Annotated in this window: 16 protein-coding genes; 6 read left to right on the top strand and 10 right to left on the bottom strand. The window is 71.1% G+C overall.

The features are described from left to right. Positions 1-6: 6 nt before the first annotated feature. The 3 genes from H0E84_RS09845 to H0E84_RS09835 form a co-directional block, all read right to left on the bottom strand. Complete coding sequence (locus H0E84_RS09845; RefSeq protein ID WP_180678477.1) at positions 7-564, bottom strand: NUDIX hydrolase; 558 nt, start codon at positions 562-564, stop codon at positions 7-9. Positions 565-710: 146 nt separating this feature from the next. Next, complete coding sequence (locus H0E84_RS09840; RefSeq protein ID WP_180678476.1) at positions 711-1,625, bottom strand: 5'-3' exonuclease; 915 nt, start codon at positions 1,623-1,625, stop codon at positions 711-713. Next, positions 1,622-2,188 carry a nitroreductase family protein gene (locus tag H0E84_RS09835; RefSeq protein ID WP_180678532.1) on the bottom strand — a complete coding sequence of 189 codons (567 nt, stop codon included), beginning with the start codon at positions 2,186-2,188 and terminating at the stop codon, positions 1,622-1,624. Before H0E84_RS09835 ends, H0E84_RS09840 begins: the two co-directional genes overlap by 4 nt. A 178-nt stretch (positions 2,189-2,366) precedes the next feature. Here H0E84_RS09835 and H0E84_RS09830 point away from each other — a divergent pair, with 178 nt between their 5' ends. The 3 genes from H0E84_RS09830 (at position 2,367) to H0E84_RS09820 (ending at position 8,121) form a co-directional block, all read left to right on the top strand. Beyond that, entirely contained in the window at positions 2,367-4,706 is a 2,340-nt protein-coding gene (locus tag H0E84_RS09830) for a DUF1631 family protein (RefSeq protein WP_180678475.1), read from the top strand. Positions 4,707-4,836: 130 nt separating this feature from the next. After that, complete coding sequence (locus H0E84_RS09825) at positions 4,837-6,960, top strand: DUF1631 family protein (protein ID WP_180678474.1); 2,124 nt, start codon at positions 4,837-4,839, stop codon at positions 6,958-6,960. Positions 6,961-7,017: 57 nt separating this feature from the next. Next, a complete protein-coding gene (locus H0E84_RS09820; RefSeq protein WP_180678473.1) occupies positions 7,018-8,121 on the top strand; it encodes an NAD(P) transhydrogenase subunit alpha in 1,104 nt (367 codons plus the stop codon). Positions 8,122-8,149: 28 nt separating this feature from the next. Here H0E84_RS09820 and H0E84_RS09815 read toward each other — a convergent pair whose 3' ends face one another. From H0E84_RS09815 to H0E84_RS20475, 3 genes are read right to left on the bottom strand one after another with little or no spacing between them, the layout of a single operon-like run. Further along, a complete protein-coding gene (locus H0E84_RS09815) occupies positions 8,150-8,563 on the bottom strand; it encodes a DUF3106 domain-containing protein (RefSeq protein ID WP_180678472.1) in 414 nt (137 codons plus the stop codon). Positions 8,564-8,570: 7 nt separating this feature from the next. After that, on the bottom strand, positions 8,571-8,954 hold the full coding sequence (locus H0E84_RS09810) for a hypothetical protein (RefSeq protein ID WP_180678471.1): 384 nt from the start codon (positions 8,952-8,954) through the stop codon (positions 8,571-8,573). Beyond that, positions 8,951-9,514, bottom strand: a complete 564-nt coding sequence (locus tag H0E84_RS20475) for an RNA polymerase sigma factor (protein WP_180678470.1) — start codon at positions 9,512-9,514, stop codon at positions 8,951-8,953. The genes H0E84_RS09810 and H0E84_RS20475 overlap by 4 nt, the downstream gene beginning before the upstream one ends. Positions 9,515-9,724: 210 nt before the next feature. Here H0E84_RS20475 and H0E84_RS09800 point away from each other — a divergent pair, with 210 nt between their 5' ends. Together H0E84_RS09800 and H0E84_RS09795 are read left to right on the top strand one after the other, a co-directional pair. Beyond that, positions 9,725-10,036 (top strand): NAD(P) transhydrogenase subunit alpha part 2, encoded by a 312-nt coding sequence (locus H0E84_RS09800; RefSeq protein ID WP_180678469.1) that lies wholly within the window; start codon positions 9,725-9,727, stop codon positions 10,034-10,036. After that, positions 10,033-11,436, top strand: a complete 1,404-nt coding sequence (locus H0E84_RS09795) for an NAD(P)(+) transhydrogenase (Re/Si-specific) subunit beta (RefSeq protein WP_180678468.1) — start codon at positions 10,033-10,035, stop codon at positions 11,434-11,436. The genes H0E84_RS09800 and H0E84_RS09795 overlap by 4 nt, the downstream gene beginning before the upstream one ends. A 63-nt stretch (positions 11,437-11,499) precedes the next feature. Here H0E84_RS09795 and H0E84_RS09790 read toward each other — a convergent pair whose 3' ends face one another. Together H0E84_RS09790 and H0E84_RS09785 are read right to left on the bottom strand one after the other, a co-directional pair. Continuing rightward, positions 11,500-12,414, bottom strand: coding sequence for a helix-turn-helix domain-containing protein (locus H0E84_RS09790; protein WP_180678467.1), 915 nt, complete (start codon positions 12,412-12,414; stop codon positions 11,500-11,502). A 716-nt stretch (positions 12,415-13,130) separates the two neighbouring features. Next, positions 13,131-16,049: a TonB-dependent receptor plug domain-containing protein gene (locus H0E84_RS09785; protein ID WP_180678466.1), complete on the bottom strand. Its 2,919-nt coding sequence runs from the start codon at positions 16,047-16,049 to the stop codon at positions 13,131-13,133. Positions 16,050-16,233: 184 nt separating this feature from the next. Here H0E84_RS09785 and H0E84_RS09780 point away from each other — a divergent pair, with 184 nt between their 5' ends. Continuing rightward, entirely contained in the window at positions 16,234-17,217 is a 984-nt protein-coding gene (locus H0E84_RS09780; protein ID WP_180678465.1) for a DUF1223 domain-containing protein, read from the top strand. A 142-nt stretch (positions 17,218-17,359) separates the two neighbouring features. Here the strand turns inward: H0E84_RS09780 and H0E84_RS09775 are convergent, their stop codons facing one another. Further along, positions 17,360-17,905, bottom strand: coding sequence for a hypothetical protein (locus H0E84_RS09775; protein WP_180678464.1), 546 nt, complete (start codon positions 17,903-17,905; stop codon positions 17,360-17,362). Positions 17,906-18,036: 131 nt separating this feature from the next. Next, positions 18,037-18,516 (bottom strand): hypothetical protein, encoded by a 480-nt coding sequence (locus H0E84_RS09770; protein WP_180678463.1) that lies wholly within the window; start codon positions 18,514-18,516, stop codon positions 18,037-18,039. Positions 18,517-18,540: the final 24 nt, after the last annotated feature.

Below are 18,540 nucleotides of genomic sequence, written 5' to 3'. Positions count from 1 at the left end.
ACGCGATCAGCCGGCGGGGGATCCGTCCGGATTGAACTCGATCATCCACAGCCCGGCCCAGAGCTTGAGGTCGAGTTCGAAACCCTCGGCGTGCCTGCGCATCAGCCAGGCCGGGGCATCGCGGCGCGGCACCGCGTGCACGGTGATGTCCTCGCTGCCGACGCCGCCGCCTTCGCCGACCTTGCGCAGGTCGCGCGCTCGGGCGAAGACGATGCGCTCGTTGCTCATCCCGGCGGTGGTGGGTCCGGTCAGCAGTACGTCGATGCGCCCGGGTTCCCAGCCGGTTTCCTCGATGAGTTCGCGGCGCGCGGCGGATTCGATCGAGTCGTCGTCGAGCTCGTCGCCGATCAGTCCCGCCGGCATCTCGATGGTGCGCGCTCCGAGCGGTACCCGGTACTGCTCGACGAACAGCACCTCGTCGGCCGGAGTGACCGCGATCACCAGCACCGCCATGCCGTCGCGGCCGTGGGTGCGCTCGCAGGACTCCCATTTGCCGCGCCGGACCATGCGCAGCCAGTCGCCCTGGTAGAGGATTTCGACGCCGTCCGCTGGATGCTCCTTCATCGACACATGCTAGCGCGCCCCGAACCGCAGGCGAAACGGGGCAGGCCTTTTGCCCGGGCCCGGGCCTGGTCCATCGGGCCGTCCGCGGCCTGCGCCACATGGCCCTCGATCACCCCGTGGACGACGTCGGCGGCGGTTGGGGGCGGTCAGGGCGCGAACGCGACGCCGGCCGCCTCGTGCAGGCGTCGCCGGGTCAGGGGTCCGAAGCGCAGGCGCTGGCACAGCGCCTGCAGCGCGGCGGCGTCGGCGGCGTTGCGGGCGAACGGCGCCGCCGCGCCGGCCAGCGGCGCATCCAGGGCGATGGTTGCCAGCTGGCGGCAGAGCAGCGCCTGCTCGCGGTGCGCGCGCAGGCGCTCGGCGGCGCGCGCCGCGCCGCGCAGCCTCAGGTACGGCACCTCGTCCACGCGCGCGAGCAGGACGTCGAGGCTGCCGAAGTGCCCGAGCAGCGCCGCCGCGGTCTTGGCGCCGATGCCGGGCACGCCGGGGATGTTGTCGATGCTGTCGCCGCACAGCGCCAGGTAGTCCGCCATCTGCCGCGCTTCCACGCCGTGGCGTGCGGTCACCCCGGCCACGCCCCAGCGCTGGCCACGGGCGAAATCCCACTGCTCGTCGGCGCCGTCGAGCAGTTGCGAGAGGTCCTTGTCGGCCGAGACGATCACGCCGCGGTGCCCGCTCGCGCGCGCCAGCTGCAGGGCGCTGCCGATCAGGTCGTCGGCCTCGTACTCGCTGTGCGCCAGCACCGTCAGCCCGAGTGCGAGGCACAGCGCCTTGCAGTGGACGAACTGACGCTTGAGCTCCTCGGGCGCGGGTGGCCGGTTGGCCTTGTAGGCGGGGTAGAGCGCGTTGCGGAAACAGCTGTCCAGCGCTTCGTCGAAGGCCACCACGATGTGGCGCGGCCGTTCGCGCTCCAGCAGCTCCAGCAGGAAGCGGGCGAATCCGTGCACGGCATTGGTCGGGCGCCCGTCGGCATCGTGGAACTCGTCCGGCATCGAATGCCAGGCGCGGAACACGTAGAGGCTCGCGTCGACCAGGTACAGCGCGGGCTGCGCGGCGGCGTTCATGCCGGCCGCCAGTCGCTCAGCAGGGCCGCAGGGTCGGGACGTTCGCGTTCCGGCGCCTCGGCCTGCGGCGTGCCGATGTGGATGAAGCCCGCCACGCGTTCCTGCTCGCCGAGGCCGAGCAGCGCGTGCGCCTCGGGGTCGTAGGCGGGCCAGCCGGTGAGCCACTGCGCGCCGTAGCCGCAGCCCTGGGCCGCCTGCAGCAGCGCGAAGCAGACGCAGCCGGCGCTGAGCAGCCGCTCCTGGGCGGGGATCTTGCCGTCCTCCGGGTCGAGCACCGCGATCACCGCGATCACCACCGGCGCGTGGGCGAAGCGCTGCCGGTCCTTGTCGACCAGCGCGGGGGCGGTTTCCGGGTCGCGGCGCAGGGCGATCGCGGCCAGCGCGTCGCCCAGCGCGGCGCGCGCCGCGCCGGCGATGCGAAGGAACCTGAACGGAACGCGCCGGCCGTGATCGGGCACGCGCACCGCCGCGCGCAGCATCCGCGCGAGGCCGGCGGCATCGGGGCCGGGCTCGCCGAGCTGGCGGGCCGGAACCGAGCGGCGCAGGTCGAGTTGCAGCGAGATGTCGGTGGCACTATTTGAGACGGGGTTCACAGACGTGGTTTTTACCTTTCAGGAATGTATGCTGACTCGGCGCACCCTCGCGCCACTCCGCTGCACATTGTCCCCCGAAATGGCGTCTACAGACGACACCGTCACGAAGTCCCGCGCCCGCGGCCCCGGTAGCCGCGCGGGCGAACGCGTGCTCGAATCGCTCAAGCGCGACGCCATCACCGAGCTGGTCGGGGTGCTGTCCGGCTTCTGGAGCTCGATCGAGGAGCAGGTGCGGCTGGCCGCGCTGGCAGGGCATGATTTCAGCGCCGCGCAGGAAGACCGCGTGGCGGTGATCGCCCTCAGCCATCGTGCGCTGGAGCTGGCCACCCGCTATCGCGAGGCGATCGAGGATGCGTTCGAGCGATGGCTGGAACCGCGCGAGGAGCACGATCGCGTGCAGTCGCTGGAGCTGATGTCCGAAGGCGAGCTCGAGATCCATCTCGCCGGCCAGCAGATCACCGAACTGCTCGAACATCAGTTCCTGCATCCGCTGGCGCAGCTCGACGAGCGCCTCGAGGCGCTGGCGGCGAGCCTGGGCATCGAGGGGCGGCCGCAGAACCCGCTGCGCCCGGACGTGGCGGTGTCGGCGTTCGTCAACCTGTTCCAGGCCGACGACCTGACGCCCGGCCTGCGGATGATGGTGTTCCACCAGTTCGACAAGCGCCTGCCCAAGGTGCTGGGCGAGGTCTACGCCAAGGCCAACGCCACGCTGCAGACCGCCGCCTTCGGCAGCGGCCAGCGCGCGGCGCCCGCGCGGCGTGGAGGATCGCAGCCCGGCGGCGCGCGCCCGCCCGAGCGCGCCGGACGCGCCGACGCGCCTGCCGAGGGCTGGGTGCCCGAAGGCGGAGTCGTCGAGCACGCGGCCGGCGAGGCGCGCGAGCAGGGCACCATGTCTGCCGACTTCGGTGGCGGCGGTGGCGGCGGCAGTGGTGGCAGTGGTGGCGGCCGCGGCGGCACCGCCGCGGGCCCGCGCCCGGGCATGGACGGCCAGCCGCTCCGCTACCGCGACATCGTCCGCGAACAGCTGCGCGCCTGGCGCGAGCACGGCGGCCTGCACGCCGTGCCGGCCGAGGGCGCCGACAGCGTCGCCGCCGAGGTCGGGGCCCTGGCAGATGCCGCCTCCGAGGCGGTCGGCCAGGTGCTGGGCACCGAGGACATGCTCAACATCGCTTCGCTGCTGCAGGGCGACGACCCGAGCCCCTACACCCGCGCCCTGGCCGGAGAGGACCAGCGCGCCCTGGCCGAGGTGATCCGCGCCGAGATCCTCGGCGGCGTACGTCAGCTCGGCTTCGACCCCGAGAAGACCCGTTTCAGCGCCGACGAGGAGGATGCCATCGATCTGGTCGGCATCCTGTTCCAGTCGCTGTTCACGGCCAACGACCTGCTGCAGCGCTCGCGTTCGCTGTACGGCAAGCTGGTCGTGCCTTACGTGAAGGTGGCACTGACCGACGATTCGCTGTTCAACCGCCGCAGCCACCCGGCACGGCAGCTGCTCGACGCCCTGACCGAGGCCTGCGACGGCAACACCGGCCAGACCGCGCAGGACCAGGAGACCCTGGACAAGGCCGAGCACGCGGTCGACCGCGTGGTCGAGGAGTACCAGGAGGACCAGGCGGTGTTCGAGCTGGCCGCCGCGGAGCTGCGCGATCAACTCGACCAGCAGCGCAAGCGCTCCGACATCGCCGAGAAGCGCGCCGCCGAGGCCATCCACGGCCGCGAGCGGCTGCAGATGGCACGGCGCAACGCCGAGAGCCTGGTGGCCTCGCGCATGGCCGACCGCGCGTTGACCGCGCCGGTCGGACATTTCCTCGACCAGCACTGGCGCCACTACCTTACCCAGACCTGGCTGCGCGACGGCCCCGAGTCGGAGCGCCACCACGCTGCGATCGGCCTGGGCGATGCGATGGTGCAGGTGGACGCCGATGCCGCGCAGGTGCGCGGCGCCGCGGTCGCCGACCAGCTGCTCGCGCTGCAGGTGCCGCTGGGCGAGTGCTATTCCAGCTGCGGACTGGACGCCACCGCCGCCCGCGACGCGATGGCCCGGATCATTTCCGCGCTGGCGATGCCGGACACCCCCCGCGCGGTGCGCACGCCCACCGGCGGCGAGATCGACGAGGACGACGGCGACGAGGCCATGCTGCCGTTGCGCCTGGCCGGCGGTACCGACGAGGTGGCCTGCGATCCGGCCATCGCCGCGCGCATGCGCAGGCTGCGGGTGGGCCAGGGCTTGCGGATGATCGACCGCGGCGGGCGCGAGACCGCGGCGCGGATCGCCTGGATCAGTCCGCTGACCTCGCGCTTCCTGATCGTCAACCGCCGCGGCGTGCGCAAGATGGTGGTCTCGCCGGAGGAGCTGGCACTGCTGGTCGCCTCCGGCAGGGTCGTGGTGCGCTCGGTGGACGCGCCCTTCGACGAGGCCATGAAGCAGCTCTGGCAGCGTCTCAACCAGGCGCATGCGCCGACGCAGAAGGCGGCAAACGCCGGATAGGTTCGCGGTTCGCCGCTGCGACTGAAGACGGCGCCCTTCAGGTTTCGGCATCGCGGCCGATCGGTTAAGGCAGGCGATTTTGTGATCGCTTACGCTATCGCATCGACTCAGGCCGCGGACCGACACCGACATGCCCAGCTCGCAGCATCCGGGCCCGCCCGCCGGGCCGCGCGCGGCGTCCGTCGCGCCGGCGCAGCTGCTGGAGCAACTGGAGCAGGGCATGGCCGGGCGGCTGCAGCCGGTCCTGGCCGAGACCCTGCGCGCCGCCTGCCAGGAGCTCGAGGCGCGCCGTCGCGCCGAGCCGGCGCTCGACCAGCTCGCCGACGACCTGACCAGCCTGAGCATTCTCTCCCGCTACATCGGCGTGTCCGAGCGGCGCTGGCGCAAGTGGTTCGCGCGCGGCTTCAACGGCTGGCCGCAGCCGCCCCGGCCGATGGCCGACGATGCCTACGCGCTGGTCTCCGACGACGAGCTGCAGTCGCAGCTGGTCGGCCAACCGGTGATCGAGGCGCTGGAGCGGCGCTTCTCCGATCCGCTGGACGTGATCGACAAGCGGCTGTGGTCGCTCGCCGCCCAGCTCGGTGGCCAGGTGCGGCCGCGCAACCCGGTGGCGCCGCGACACGTGGTGGAAGCCTTCCTGCATGCCTTCCCGGCCAACGAGGTCGATGCGCGAGTGCGGCTGGGCCTGTTGCGCCACTTCGAGCGGATCGCCGCGGCCTGCCTGACCGATGCCTACGCCTGGTGCAACGTGCTGCTCTCGGAGGCCGGTCATTCCATGGTCGGTACCGGCGACTACGCCCTGCTGATGGCCGGCCAGCCGGTCAGCGGCACGACCGGCGGCAAGGCCGATCTCTGGGCCGAGCACAATGCGCTGGCGCCTGCGGCCGGATCGACCTGGCGCGAACAGCCCGGGCAGAAGCGCGCCCCTCCCAGGCGCACACCCAGCGACGCGGTGCGCGGCAACGCGCTGCGCGAGCGCATGCGCGGGCTGCGCCCGCAGCCGCCGGCGGAGCGGCGGGCGATGCGGCTGGAGGAGTTCCTGGCGGTGCTTTCGCTGCTGCAGGGCGAACCGGATGCCACGGCACTCGCGCCCGGGCGCTGCGCGCAGGGCGTGCGCACCCGCCTGGCCGAAGTCGCCGCGCGTCTCGGCATCGATCCCGAGACCGCCGCCCCGGCGCCCGAACAGGACGATGCCGTGGAGCTGGTCGGCCGCCTGTTCGACGACCTCGCCGCCCGTCACGCGCTGGCGGGCGGGGCGGTCGGGCGGCTGTCGCGGCTGGTGCTGCCGTACCTGCGCCTGGCGCTCAGCGATCCGTACCTATTCGAGGCCCCGCAGGCGCCGGCCCTCGAGGTGCTGGACCGGCTGGTGGGGCTGTGGGACGCCAATCCGCGCATCAGCACCGTGGAGATCGAGCAGCACGAGCTTGCCGACGGGGTCGCCGACGACATCGCCGAGCACTACCACGGCGACGAGCAGGTCTTCGCCCGTGCGCTGGAGCAGCTCGAGCGGGCGCTGGAGCCGCTGCGCCGCCGTGCGGCGGTCGCCGAACGCCGCGCGGGGCAGGCGATCGAGGGACGCGAGCGGCTGCAGGCCGCGCGCGCCGAGGCCGATCGGCGCCTGGCGGAACGGCTGCGGGCGCCGATGCTGGACCGGGTGGGGGAATTCCTGCGCGAGCAGTGGCGGCAGGCGCTGGTGCAGGCCTGGCTGCGCGGCGGCGTGCAGTCGCAGCGTTTCGCCGACCTGCTCGCGCTGGGCGACGCGCTGGTGCGGATCGACGCCGACGCCGCGCACGCGCGCGGCCATGCGGTCGCCGATGCCCTGCTCGCGCTGGAAGCGCCGCTGCGCGCCTGCTACGTGGCCTGCGGACTGGACGAGGGCGGTGCGCAGGCGCTGCTGGCGCAATTGGTGGCCGAGTTGGCCAATCCCGATGCGCCGCGCGCCGCGCAGCGCTTCGAACCGCTGCTCGAAGGCGGGCTCGACCCGGCGGACCGCGATCCGGAGGAGGCCGTGCCTGCCGCCGTCGGACAGGTGGTCGTGCGCACCCTCGACGACGGCGCGGCGCAGGCGCTGCGCCTGGCCTGGCGCAGCCCGCTGAGCGGCGACCTGCTGCTGGTCAACGGCCAGGGCGGGCGCGAGCTGCTGCTCGGCGCCCGCGAGTTCGTGCGCATGCTCGAGGACGGGAGGCTGCGACTGCGCGCGGCGGAGGGCCCGGTAGAGGACGCCCTGCGCCGGCTCGAGGCCGCGCCCGGCTGAGCGCGACCGCGCGGGCGATTCGGTTAGGATGGTCGGCGAGGGGTCGCGGAGCCGAAGATGACGCTGAAGATCGGGATTGCGCGGGAGACCGCGCCGGGCGAGCGGCGCGTCGCCGTGACGCCGGAAACCTGCAGGAAACTGGTGGCCGCGGGGGCCGAGGTGCATGTCGAGCGCGGCAGCGGCGCAGGTGCGCATTTCCCCGACCTGGCCTACGAGGAGGCCGGCGCCGTCCTTGCAGACGGCGCGGCCGCCGCGGTCGCCGACGCCGATGCGGTGCTGTGCGTGCAGCCGCCGGCGGCCGCGGGCATCGCCGCGCTGAAAGAAGGTGCGGTGCTGGTCGGGATCCTGCAGCCGCAGCTCGACGAGGCGCGGGGCGCGGCGATCGCGCAGCGCGGCGTGGTGGCGTTCCCGCTCGAGCGCCTGCCGCGCACCACCCGCGCCCAGGCGATGGACGTGCTCAGCTCGCAGGCCGGCATGGCGGGCTACAAGGCGGTGCTGATCGCCGCGGTCCTCGCCCCGCGCTTCTTTCCCATGCTCACCACCGCCGCCGGCACCATCCGGCCTTCGAAGGTGCTGGTGATCGGCGCCGGCGTGGCCGGTCTGCAGGCGATCGCCACCGCCAGGCGGCTCGGCGCGCAGGTCGAAGGCTTCGACGTGCGTCCCGAGACGCGCGAGCAGATCGAGTCGCTGGGCGGACGCTTCCTCGACCTGGGGGTCAGCGCCGCGGGCGAGGGCGGCTACGCGCGCCAGCTCACCGACGAGGAGCGCGCCGAGCAGCAGCGCCGCCTCGGCGAGCACCTGCGCAGCGTCGACGTGGTGGTCTGCACCGCGGCCGTGCCGGGACGTCCGGCACCGCGAATCGTCACCGCGGAGATGGCCGCCGGCATGAAGCCCGGCAGCGTGATCGTCGATCTCGCCGCCGAGACCGGCGGAAACTGCGAGCTGACCCGCCGCGGCGAGACCGTCGAGCACGCCGGCGTGGTGGTGGCCGGTCCGCTCGATCTGGCCAGCCAGGGCGCACAGCACGCCAGCGAGATGTATGCGCGCAACGTGCTCAACTTCGTGCAGCTGCTGCTGAAGGACGGCGCCCTGGCGTTCGACTGGGACGACGAGCTGCTGGCCAGGACGGTCTGGCCGGAACGACCGGCCGCCGCCGGCTGAGGCCGCCGCGGGACCGCAGCGGTCGGGTTCACTCCTGCGGCCGGTTCTCCCGCAGCCACTGCTGCCGCTGTTCCGGGGTCATCGCGTTCCAGCGCTCGCGCAGCGCGCGGCGCTCGTCCTCGGGGAGCGCCCGCAGCTGCCGGAACAGCACCCGGGTCTGTTCCTGCCGCTCCGGACTCATGTGCTTCCAGCGCCGCATGCCGCGGTGGGCGCTGCGACGCTCCTCGGGGGTCATCCGCTGCCAGCGTTCGGCATGGCGCAGCATGTGCTCGCGCGCCTGCGGCTCGTCGTTCCAGCGGTCGCGCACCGGGGCGATCAGCGCTTCGCGCTGCTCGGCGTCGAGCTGGTCCCAGGCCGGGGGCGCCTGCCGCTCCGGCTGATCCCAGGCCGGGGCCGCCAGCGGTAGCGCCAGCAGGGCGATGAGGGTGATCGAATTGCGCATCGGCTCGTTACTCCATCGCCAGCGGCGCGGCCTCGGCGGAGGCCAGCCAGAGGAACATCTCGGGATCCTCCTCGAACGCCGCCAGGGCGTCCCGGTACGGATCGGGGTCGGCGACCGGCGCGGCCGCCGCCGGCGCCTGCACCACCGCGGTCGGGCTGGGCGCGGGCTCGTCGGGAGCGAGCGTGCCGATCCCGACCGCCAGCGCCAGCGCCGCGGCACCGGCGCCGGCAAGCGACCACCCCCACGGCCGGGGTCGAGCGCGTGCGGGGGCGGACGCCGGCCTCGGGCGCAGGCGCGCCAGCGTGTGCGGTGCGATGCGGTCCAGCGCCGCCTGGTGGCGCGCCCTGGCGGCGCGGTCGAAACGCGCGTCGTTCTCGGTGGGATCGGTCATCGGAATTCCTCCAGTCGTTTCTGCAGCGCCTCGCGGGCGCGAGAGAGGTGGGTCTTCACCGAGCCCTCGCTGCAGCCCATCGCCCTGGCGGTGGTGGCCACGTCGAGCTCCTCGAGCACCCGCAGGCCGAATGCCTCGCGCTGCCGGCGCGGCAGCTCGCGCAGCGCGGCGACGAGCTGCGCATAGGCCTCGCGCCCTTCGTGGGCGCGGGCCGGATCGGGGCCGGCGTCGGCCCAGTCCGGGCCTTCCTGCACGTCGTCGCCGCTGACCGCCATCCAGCTCAGCCGGAACATCCGGCGGCGCTGGATGTCGACGATGCGGCTGCGCAGCACGGTCCAGAACAGCGCGGTCCATTCCTCGGCAGGGCGCTCGCGATAGCCGAGCATGCGGGTCATCGCGTCCTGCACCGCGTCCAGCGCGTCGTCGCGGTTGCGCAGGCCGATCTCGGCGAAGCGAAACGCGCGGGCGCGAACCTGGGCGAAGAACACGTCGAGCGAGGCCGCCGCCGGCGCGGGCGCGGCAGCCGATGGCGATGCGGCGCTGGCGAAGGGGGCGTTCACCGACGCGAGCCCGGCGTCCCGGACGGGCCCGGGGCGCGGCGGGAGCGGGGCGTTGCGGTCATGGTCGAAATTGCCGTCCACCTGTGTCGGTCGGTCCGCTGCTGCCGGGGGTCACGTCCGTCAACGCCCGGGCAGGGCGCCGGTTGACCGGCTGGCATCGGGTTCATGTGCGGTTATGATGCAGCACAGACCGGATCCGGGGAGCGCTGCATGATCGACGGTTTCGTGGCCCTGTACATCTTCATGCTGGCGGCGATCGCCGGCCACGTGATCATCTCGCGGGTCCCGGTGATCCTGCATACCCCGCTGATGTCGGGGTCCAATTTCATCCACGGCATCGTGCTGATCGGGGCAATGGTGGTGCTGGGCCATGCCGACACCGCGTTGGAGAAGGCCATCGGCTTCCTCGCGGTGCTGATGGGCGCGGGCAATGCCGCAGGCGGCTACGTCGTGACCGAGCGCATGCTGGAGATGTTCAAGTCCAGCCGCAAGCCGGGCGCGGGCGCGGGAGACCGGGCATGACCGGGTCGCTGCCGGAGCTGCTGTCGCTGGCGGTGAAGGTGAGCTACCTGGTCGCCGCCACCCTGTTCCTGCTCGGGTTGCAGCGGATGGCCTCGCCACTGACCGCGCGCAGCGGCATCCTCTGGGCCGGCTACGGCATGGTGATCGCCACCGTGGCGACGTTCTTCCTGCCCGGCCTGCAGAACATCGGACTGATCCTGCTGGCGATCCTGATCGGCGCCGGCCTGGCCTGGTACTCCGGCAAGAAGGTCGCCATCACCGACATGCCGCAGATGGTGGCGCTGTACAACGGTCTGGGCGGCGGCTCGGCGGCGGCGATCGGAGCGGTCGAACTGTTGCGCTGGTCCGATGCCGGGGCGGCGCCGGGCATGGTGGTGCTGGTGCTGGCGGTGCTGGGCGCGCTGATCGGCGCGGTGGCGCTGTCGGGTTCGGTGATCGCGTGGGCCAAGCTCGACGGGCGCATGGACAAGCGCTACGCCTTCCGCGGCCAGCAGCTGTTCAATGGGGCGGTGTTCCTGGCCGCGCTGATGCTGGGCGGGGCGGTGATCCACTCGCTGGGCGTTCCGCTGGTGATCGCGTTCTTCGTGGCGGCGCTCATCCTGGGCGTGCTGATGACGCTGCCGATCGGCGGTGCCGACATGCCGGTGGTGATCTCGCTGTACAACGCCTTGACCGGCCTGGCCGTGGCCTTCGAGGGCTACGTGCTCGGCAACGAGGCGCTGATCATCGCCGGCACCATGGTCGGCGCGGCCGGCATGCTGCTGACCCGGCTGATGGCCAAGGCGATGAACCGCTCGATCCGGAGCGTGCTGTTCTCCAACTTCGGCGGTGGCGGCCAGGCGCAGGAGATCGCCGGCACCCAGAAGCCGATCGAGGCCGGCGACGTCGCGGCGATGATGGCCTTCGCCGACCGCGTGGTGATCGTGCCCGGCTACGGCATGGCGGTGGCCCAGGCGCAGCACAAGATCTGGGAGCTGACCCAGCGGCTCACCGAGCGCGGGGTCAAGGTGAAGTTCGCGATCCACCCGGTGGCCGGGCGCATGCCCGGGCACATGAACGTGCTGCTGGCCGAGGCCGGCGTGCCTTACGAGATGATCGCCGACATGGACGACATCAATCCGGAGTTCGCCAACACCGACGTGTCGCTGGTGATCGGCGCCAACGACGTGGTCAACCCGGTGGCGAAGACCGACCCGGCCAGCCCGATCTACGGCATGCCGATCCTCGACGTGGTGAATTCGAAGAACACCATCGTCATCAAGCGCGGCAAGGGCACCGGTTTCGCCGGCATCGAGAACGCGCTCTTCTACGCCGACAACACCCGGATGCTGTACGGCGACGGCTCCGAGATGGCCAATGCGCTGGTCAGCGAGCTCAAGGCGCTGGACGGAGGCCACTGACCGCGCGCGGCCGGCGGCACGTTCCGCGTCGGGCCGCATGCGACGGCGGACTCTGGGCTCCGGTCAGGCCGCCTGGGCGCAGGCCATTTCCGGCGCGCATGCCGTCCCGGCACGCAACGGCACCGGATCCGCGAGCCGCCGGGCCTGCGTGGTGGTCATGCCGAAGGTGCCCTTGAACGCGCGACAGAACGCGCTCTGGCTTTCGAAGCCGAGCGCGGCCGTGATCTCGCATACGGGCATCCGCGTTTCGCGCACCAGTTGCCATGCGCGCTCCGAGCGCAACCGCGCGGCGTATTCGGACGGCGTTTCGCCGAACACGTCGCGGTAGCTGCGGATCAGATGGCAAGGGGAGTAGTTCGCGCTGGCGGCCAGCTGCGCCAGGTCGACGCGTCCCTCGTCGTGCCGGCGGATCAGGTGCCGCACCCGCAGCAGCCGCATCAGCGTCTGCTGCCGGCGCAGCAAGGTGCGCCCGGCGCATCGCGGCAACAGCGCATGCAGGTCGCGCTGGTGCTCGGTCAGCGCCGCGCTCAGCATCCCGGCGACCGCGCCGACGTCCAGCGGGCACAGCTCCGGCCGCCGCGCCACGCGCGCGAGCCGTACGCCCAGCCGGCGCAGTGCGCGCGTGCAGCGCGATTCCGACGGCAACAGCCCGATCGCCGGTTCGCCGGGCCGTGCGCGCTGGTAACGCGCCCAGGCCGCGGGACTTCCGCACACCGCCAGCCAGCGCCCGTCGCGGCGGTTGCCCGCCTGCAGCGGGCCGTCGCGCCAGACCAGCAGTTCGCCCGGTCGCAACAGCCAGCGGCAGTCCGGCGCCTCCAGTTCGACCCCCTCCTTCAGCGGCAGCCAGAAGCTGATCCAGCGGGACGGAACCGCCAGCTGGAGATTGCGACCGCCGCCATGGCAGACGTGCAGCGAGTCGTCGGGCGCGGACAGGTCGAGCAGTTCGTGGGAACGCAACGGTCGATAGAGGATGGGCATGGCGGTGTTCCGCTTTCGGTGTCGGAGAATTTCGCTACGAAGCCCCGAGACGGCAATCGCGCGGTGGGCAACGGCAGCTCCGGCGGGACGAACCGTTCGTCCTGTGTGCCGAACGTCGGCCGGATATGCCGCGGCACGCAGATGCGTTGCTTCGCGTATGCCGCCGTCATTGCCAGACTAGCGACGACGGTGGCCCGGTTGAGGCGCCAATCCGGCGCGATTCGATGGGGCCAATCCGCGGCCTGGCCGGCGAGAACCGGACTGCCGAATGCAGCGCAGGCCCCCGGCGCCGCGCACGGAGCGGGCGGGCGCCGCCCGGAAATCGGTTTCCGCCACCGGATGCGGCCGGGACGCCCATCGCGCCACGGCCATCGCCGCGTCGATCGGTATCGGGGGCGTTCATGTCGTTCGCGCCCCGGAGCTGGGAGAAGAACAAAAAAAAGCCCGGACGGACCGGGCGATGTCCACAGATGGTGGTGGCGGTTCCTTTGGAATGATGATCGCGACGGGGAGAATCGCTGGAACCGACTGCCAGCCTTGCCGGAGAGAGAGACGAGCAATGCGGACCGGCATAGCGTGCCGCGGGTTCTCCGCGGAGGTTGTCCTTCGCGACCGGCCTTGCTGGCGCCTGTGCGTGCTTGCGATGTGCATCCGCGCGCACGAGAAGCAGCGACGGCCTCTCGGGCCGTCGCTGCGGGTTGCTGTGGATCGGCGGCCTAGAAGTTGACGGTAACGCCGAGCGTGTAGTACCTGCCGATCGAGTCGTAGAACTGCGGATAGGTATTGCCGCTGTTCTCGCTGGTCGAGCCGATGGTGTTGCCAACGATGGGCGGCTTCTTGTCGGCGAGGTTGTTCACCGAGAGCGAGATCTCCGTGTTGAAGGGCGTCCTGTACTTCGCGCTCAGGTCGAAGTAGTTGTAGGCGGGGATTTCGCGGTAGTCCTCGAACCAGTTGCCGGTATCGGGTTCGACCTCGAGCCTGCTGGTATGGCGCCAAGCCAGCGAGAGGGCCATGTCGTTGACGTTCCAGGTGGTACGGAAGGACGACTTGAACTCCGAGTTCGGGGTGCAGCTCGTGCTGTAGTAGCCCAGGCAGTCGCGGTTGACGGAGGCGGGCGTGGCCTGGAAGTCGTTGCTGGTGTACCGGGTCGCATCCAGGGCGAAATCGAGGCGGCCCCATGCGTCGGCCAGGTCGAGGCCGTAGCGGATGCCGAGATCGAAGCCGTCGCGCTTCAGGCGGCCCTGGTTGGTCGTCTGCTGGAAGATGCCGGGGGAAGAGGAGCCGTTGAACGTGCCCGTGATCGGAGATCGGCCGATCAGCTCGCAGAACGCGTTGAACTCGCGGTTCGGATTGAGCTCCTGGCTGTAGCAGCCATTGAGCACGTCGAGCTCGCTGGGGAACGAGATCATGTCCTCCATCTCGATCTTCCAGTAGTCGAGCGTGACGGCAAGGCTTCCCGACGGCGTCCAGATCAGGCCGATCGTCTCGCTGTCTGCGGTTTCGCGCGTCAGCAGGGGGTTGCCGCCCCCCAGCGTGTTGACCTGTCCCGCGGAGGGCTGCGGCAGCGCGCCGATGTTCGCCACCGGCACGCCGGTGAGCCGGCACAGGTTCGAGAGCGTTCCCGGCGTGTTGGCCTCGGCCTGGTTGATCGCGCCGCCGCCGCATGGATCGGTATCCAGGTTGCCCAGGCCCGTCACGACCGGTGCGAAGAGTTCGTTGATGTTGGGCGCGCGGTTCGCGCGCTGGATCATTCCGCGGAACCGCAGGGAGTCGACCGGCGTCCACTCGAGACCGATCTTGTGGCTCCCGTACTCGTCGCTGGTGCCGGCGCTGGTCTTGAAGTCGGAGCGCCGGTAGCCCGCTTCCAGCGACAGGGAGTTGATTCCGGGAAGTCCGCTGACGAGGGGCACGATGACTTCCGCGTAGACTTCCTGAAGCCGGAAGCCGCCATGGCGATCCGGTGTAGGCGCGCCGGTGCCCATCACTTCGCCCAGGACCTGCGAAGCCGCGTCGGATCTGGTCGAGGCCGTGGTCCGGCGATGCTCGTAGCCTGCCGCGATACCGATCGGGTAGTCGCTCCACGGGCTTTGGAATCCGCCGAGGTCGCCGGAAACGTTGAGCCCGGCGTTCTCCTGCTCGACCTTCTGGAGCGAGAACGAGTCCAGGTTGAAGAAGCCGACCATTTCCGGCGTGATGGAGCCTTCCGCTCCCCAGATGTCGAGCGGGACGCAGCCGTTGGAGGGATTCAGGCATTCGTTCGGGTCGACCGCGAGCAGCGCCTGCAGGGTCTTGGAGAACGATCCCCAGTTGTCGCGTACCTGAAGCTGCTCGGATTCGCCATGCGACCAGAACGCGTCGTAGCGCCAATTGTCGCTGATGTCGCCGCGCATTCCCGCGGTGACCTGGAACGTCTTCGTGTCGAAGCTGTTGAGACGCGGCCCGAGTTCGGTCAGGCGGCGGCCGACGGTGAGGTTCTCGACCAGGGTGGTGTTGCCCGCGACGCAGTCCGCGGCGGCGATGTCGTAGGCGGCGCACAACTGCTGCCTGGCAGGCTCGGGAATGAACGGGTTGCCGATCGGGATGTCGACCGCCTCGAGGAACAGCCCGCTGGGCGCGAGCGTCGAGTCGACCTGCGAGCGCGTGTAGTTGGCCTGTCCGTAGACTTCGGCGTGGCGGTTGATCTCGAAGCGGCCCAGAGCGGTGATCTGGTAGCGATCGAGCGAGGTCTGGTAATAGTTCACCGGATTGAAGTTGTAGGTCTGGATGCTGTCGACGATCTCGCCGGTCGCGGGATCGATCTGGCCGACCCCGCTCCTCACCCCGGTGCTCGGATCGACCGCGCCCCAGACGCCCGGCGGCCCGATTATCAGCGAGGGGACCGTGGTGCCGGAGCCCACCGCGGCGCCGGAGCTGGAAGAGCGCGAGGCCTCGCCCCATGGGCGATCGCCCTGCCGAACCGGATCGGTCTTGGTGTACCCGAAGTTCATCACGACGTTGCCGCGGCCGTCGTGACTATTGGCGCCGATGGTGATGTCGGTCTTCTGGCGCGCACCGTCGCCATGCTTCGACTGGCCATAGGAGCTCGAGATCTCGACGCCTTCGAAGTCCCTTCTGAGGATGAAGTTGGCCACGCCGGCGATGGCGTCGGCACCGTACACGGTGGATGCGCCGCCGGTCAGGACGTCCACGCTCTGCAGCAGCGCAAGCGGAATCGTGTTGGTATCCACCACACCGAAGAGATCGAAGGGGACCGGGCGCCTGCCATCGACCAGCACCAGGGTGCGGTTGGGGCCGAGCCCGCGCAGATCGATGGTCGCCGCGCCGGAGGTGCCGTTGTTCATGCCGGGCCCCATCGACGGCACCACGCTGGGCAGCTGCTTGACGAAGTCCTCGACCGAAACCGGCTGCGCCTGCATGAACTCCTCGCGCTCGACGCTGAGCACGGGGCTGTTGGTGGTGAGGCCGGGCGTGGTGATGCGGCTTCCGGTGACGGTGATGGCATCCAGCGTCGTCGCGCTCGACTCCTCGGAAGCAGGCGTCGCGTCCTGCGCGAAGGCGCTGCCGGCGCCTCCCGTCATACCGGTGACGAGTGCGAGCACGACTGCATCGCGCAGCCGGGTGGTTTTGAAGGTCATGTTTCTCTCCGATTGGGTTAGCACGGCGCGGGGCCGTCGGTGCGACGGGGCCACTTCGACCAGGTGCACGCTGAAATTACGAATTCTTAACCAGGTGGATTGCGCAGGCCGCGACCGAGTCGGTGTGCGCAGGTCGGCAAGAAAAAAAGCGGCGCACCCAGCGGACGGGCAGGAACCCGAATCCATGCGCGCGAGCGTGTTTTCGCTGGGAAAAGCACATGGCCATGGCGCGCAACGTGCCTACAGTGAAGTCGTTTTCGGTGAAGCGACTGGGAGTTCGGCGGTGCAGCGATTCACGCTTTTGCCCCTCGTCGTGGCCTGTGCTCTGCCGCTGGCCGCGATGGCGGACTCCGCCTGTCGCGCCAGCAGCAGCCCCGGGGTCACGCCGCTGGTGGAGCTGTATACCGCCGAGGGCTGCAGCGACTGCCCGAAGGCCGACGCATGGCTGACGGAAACGGCATCGGCCATGGCCGCCGAAGACGCGAGCTTCCTCGCGTTCCACGTGGACTACTGGGATTCGATCGGGTGGCCGGATCGGTTCTCGGCCGGGATCCATTCCGACCGGCAGCGGCTGCGGGTGGCGCAGTCCGGGAAACGGGTGGTCTACACGCCGCAGGTGATGATCGGCGAAGCCACGACCGTCGACTGGCAGCGGCCCGGTCGCGGTGCGCGGGCGGCGACCGGCGGGCGCAACGAATTTGGCCGCGTCCTGGATGCCGCGCGCAGCAGGGATGCGAATGTCCGATTGGACATGGCCGTCCTCGGGGCGGACGACGAGGCGCTGCTGGTCCGGCTGGACGCGAGCGGCGCCGCACGCGACGACGTCGGTCGGGACGTCTGGATCTGGCTGGCACTGTACGAGGATGGCCTGGTCAGCCGCGTTTCCGCCGGCGAGAACCAGGGAAGGACCCTGCGCCACGACAGGGTGGTCAGGGCGCTGAAAGGGCCGTGGCGCCTGTCTGCGGACGGCTTTTCACAGGAGATCCGGCTTGAGGTTCCGCAGGACGCGGAGACCGCGAGCGCGGGACTCGTTGCGTTCGTCGAGGCGGCCGAGACCGGCAGGAGCCTGCAATCGCTCGGGTTGCGACTGGACGCCTGTGTCGGCGACGGCATCGCGGAAGGTGGACGCGAGCGGTCGACCGCGCCGGCGGATGCGGGCCGCCGCTGACCGGTCTCGCCGCTGCGTCCGGGCCTCCTGTCGGCCCTGCACTGCCGTTGACGGGCCGCTGGTCTCGTCGGTGCGATTGGTCTCGTCGGTGCGCTGCGGCTGTCCCCGCGGCGGGGCAGGGGCTCGGCGGGCGCGCAGCGCATCAGGCATCCGACTCTCCGGTGGCACGGATCGGCGCCGCGGCCGCCGGATACGGCGCGGGATCGATGTGTGCCGCGCGCCGTGCGGCGAGGGCGCAAGGAATGCCGACCAGCAGCATGTGGGCGAGCAGATGCGAGACCTGCATCCATTCCCAGCGCGGTGGTCCGATCCCGGCCGCCGACAGCGGAACCACGACGAAATTCATCGACAGGTACAGCGCGACGCCGTAGAGGGCGCCGTAGCGGAGCGGATGGCGCACCAGCGGCGGCCAGCGCCGGCTCGCCAGACCGTAGAGGCAGGCCATCGCAAACGCGATCGCGTAGTGCGAGACCAGGCCGAGCAGCGCGGTCGCGGCGCCACCGGCGATCGCGGATTCCCGCCCCAGCCAGCCCGCGGCGATGCTGTGCAGGATCCGCAGCGGACCCACGCCCATGGCGGCCCACAGGCTGCAGATGTAGATCAGATCGAGCGTCCCGGCGACCAGGCCGCCGAGCGCCAGGTGGCGGAAGCGGTAGCCCGCGGTGGACCGACCGGAGACTTGCGTCATCGTCGTCATCCCTTGTCTCGCTGTGCGCCAATGGACATTGCAGGCGTCTCCGGCGGTGGCGGCAAGCGCCACGCGTGGACCGTACAGCGGAGCCAATCCGGCCGCGCGCTGCGGGCGGCTTCGTGCCGTCGTCAGGCGTGGCGCCCCGGCAGCCGTGCGAACAAGGCGCAGGGCACGCCGATCAGGAACATGTAGGCCAGCAGGCAGACGAGGGTCCAGTCGGGTCGGACGAATGCCGGTGCCGAGGTCAGCACCGGCACCGCGAGGCCGAAGATCGCCAGGTAGGCGGCCGCGCCGTACAGTGCGCCGCCCAGCAGCGGACGGCGCAGCAGCGCACCGTGGCGCCGGGCCAGCCCCCGGTAGCCGGCCGCCAGCGCGCACATCAGCCCGGTGTACAGCAGGACCCCGAACAGCGCGGTCGCGGTACCGCCGGAATAGGCCGCCGGCCCGAGCAGCCAGGCAGCGATGGCCTGCAGCACGCGGCCCGCAGGCATGCCCTCGGCCGCCCAGAATGCGATCGCCACCGCCAGGTCCAGGGTGGCGGCGACGATGCCGCAGAGCAGGACCGGGCGATGCCGGAACGAAGGGGCCGCGGCGAGCGGCGAAGTCATGGGGAAGGTGCGCATCATCGATTC

Source organism: Luteimonas salinisoli, assembly GCF_013425525.1.
In the GTDB taxonomy this organism is placed as follows: domain Bacteria; phylum Pseudomonadota; class Gammaproteobacteria; order Xanthomonadales; family Xanthomonadaceae; genus Luteimonas; species Luteimonas salinisoli.
This window is presented reverse-complemented; position numbering and strand designations above follow the sequence as displayed.

Coding starts and splice junctions, on each gene's coding strand:
- H0E84_RS09810 (WP_180678471.1), bottom strand. CDS start 8,954: ATGACCGATCCCACCGAGAACGACGCGCGTTTCGACCGCGCCGCCAGG.
- H0E84_RS09845 (WP_180678477.1), bottom strand. CDS start 564: ATGAAGGAGCATCCAGCGGACGGCGTCGAAATCCTCTACCAGGGCGAC.
- H0E84_RS09775 (WP_180678464.1), bottom strand. CDS start 17,905: ATGACGCAAGTCTCCGGTCGGTCCACCGCGGGCTACCGCTTCCGCCAC.
- H0E84_RS09820 (WP_180678473.1), top strand. CDS start 7,018: ATGACGCTGAAGATCGGGATTGCGCGGGAGACCGCGCCGGGCGAGCGG.
- H0E84_RS09840 (WP_180678476.1), bottom strand. CDS start 1,625: ATGAACGCCGCCGCGCAGCCCGCGCTGTACCTGGTCGACGCGAGCCTC.
- H0E84_RS09780 (WP_180678465.1), top strand. CDS start 16,234: ATGCGCGCGAGCGTGTTTTCGCTGGGAAAAGCACATGGCCATGGCGCG.
- H0E84_RS09790 (WP_180678467.1), bottom strand. CDS start 12,414: ATGCCCATCCTCTATCGACCGTTGCGTTCCCACGAACTGCTCGACCTG.
- H0E84_RS09795 (WP_180678468.1), top strand. CDS start 10,033: ATGACCGGGTCGCTGCCGGAGCTGCTGTCGCTGGCGGTGAAGGTGAGC.
- H0E84_RS09825 (WP_180678474.1), top strand. CDS start 4,837: ATGCCCAGCTCGCAGCATCCGGGCCCGCCCGCCGGGCCGCGCGCGGCG.
- H0E84_RS09770 (WP_180678463.1), bottom strand. CDS start 18,516: ATGACTTCGCCGCTCGCCGCGGCCCCTTCGTTCCGGCATCGCCCGGTC.
- H0E84_RS09785 (WP_180678466.1), bottom strand. CDS start 16,049: ATGACCTTCAAAACCACCCGGCTGCGCGATGCAGTCGTGCTCGCACTC.
- H0E84_RS09800 (WP_180678469.1), top strand. CDS start 9,725: ATGATCGACGGTTTCGTGGCCCTGTACATCTTCATGCTGGCGGCGATC.
- H0E84_RS09815 (WP_180678472.1), bottom strand. CDS start 8,563: ATGCGCAATTCGATCACCCTCATCGCCCTGCTGGCGCTACCGCTGGCG.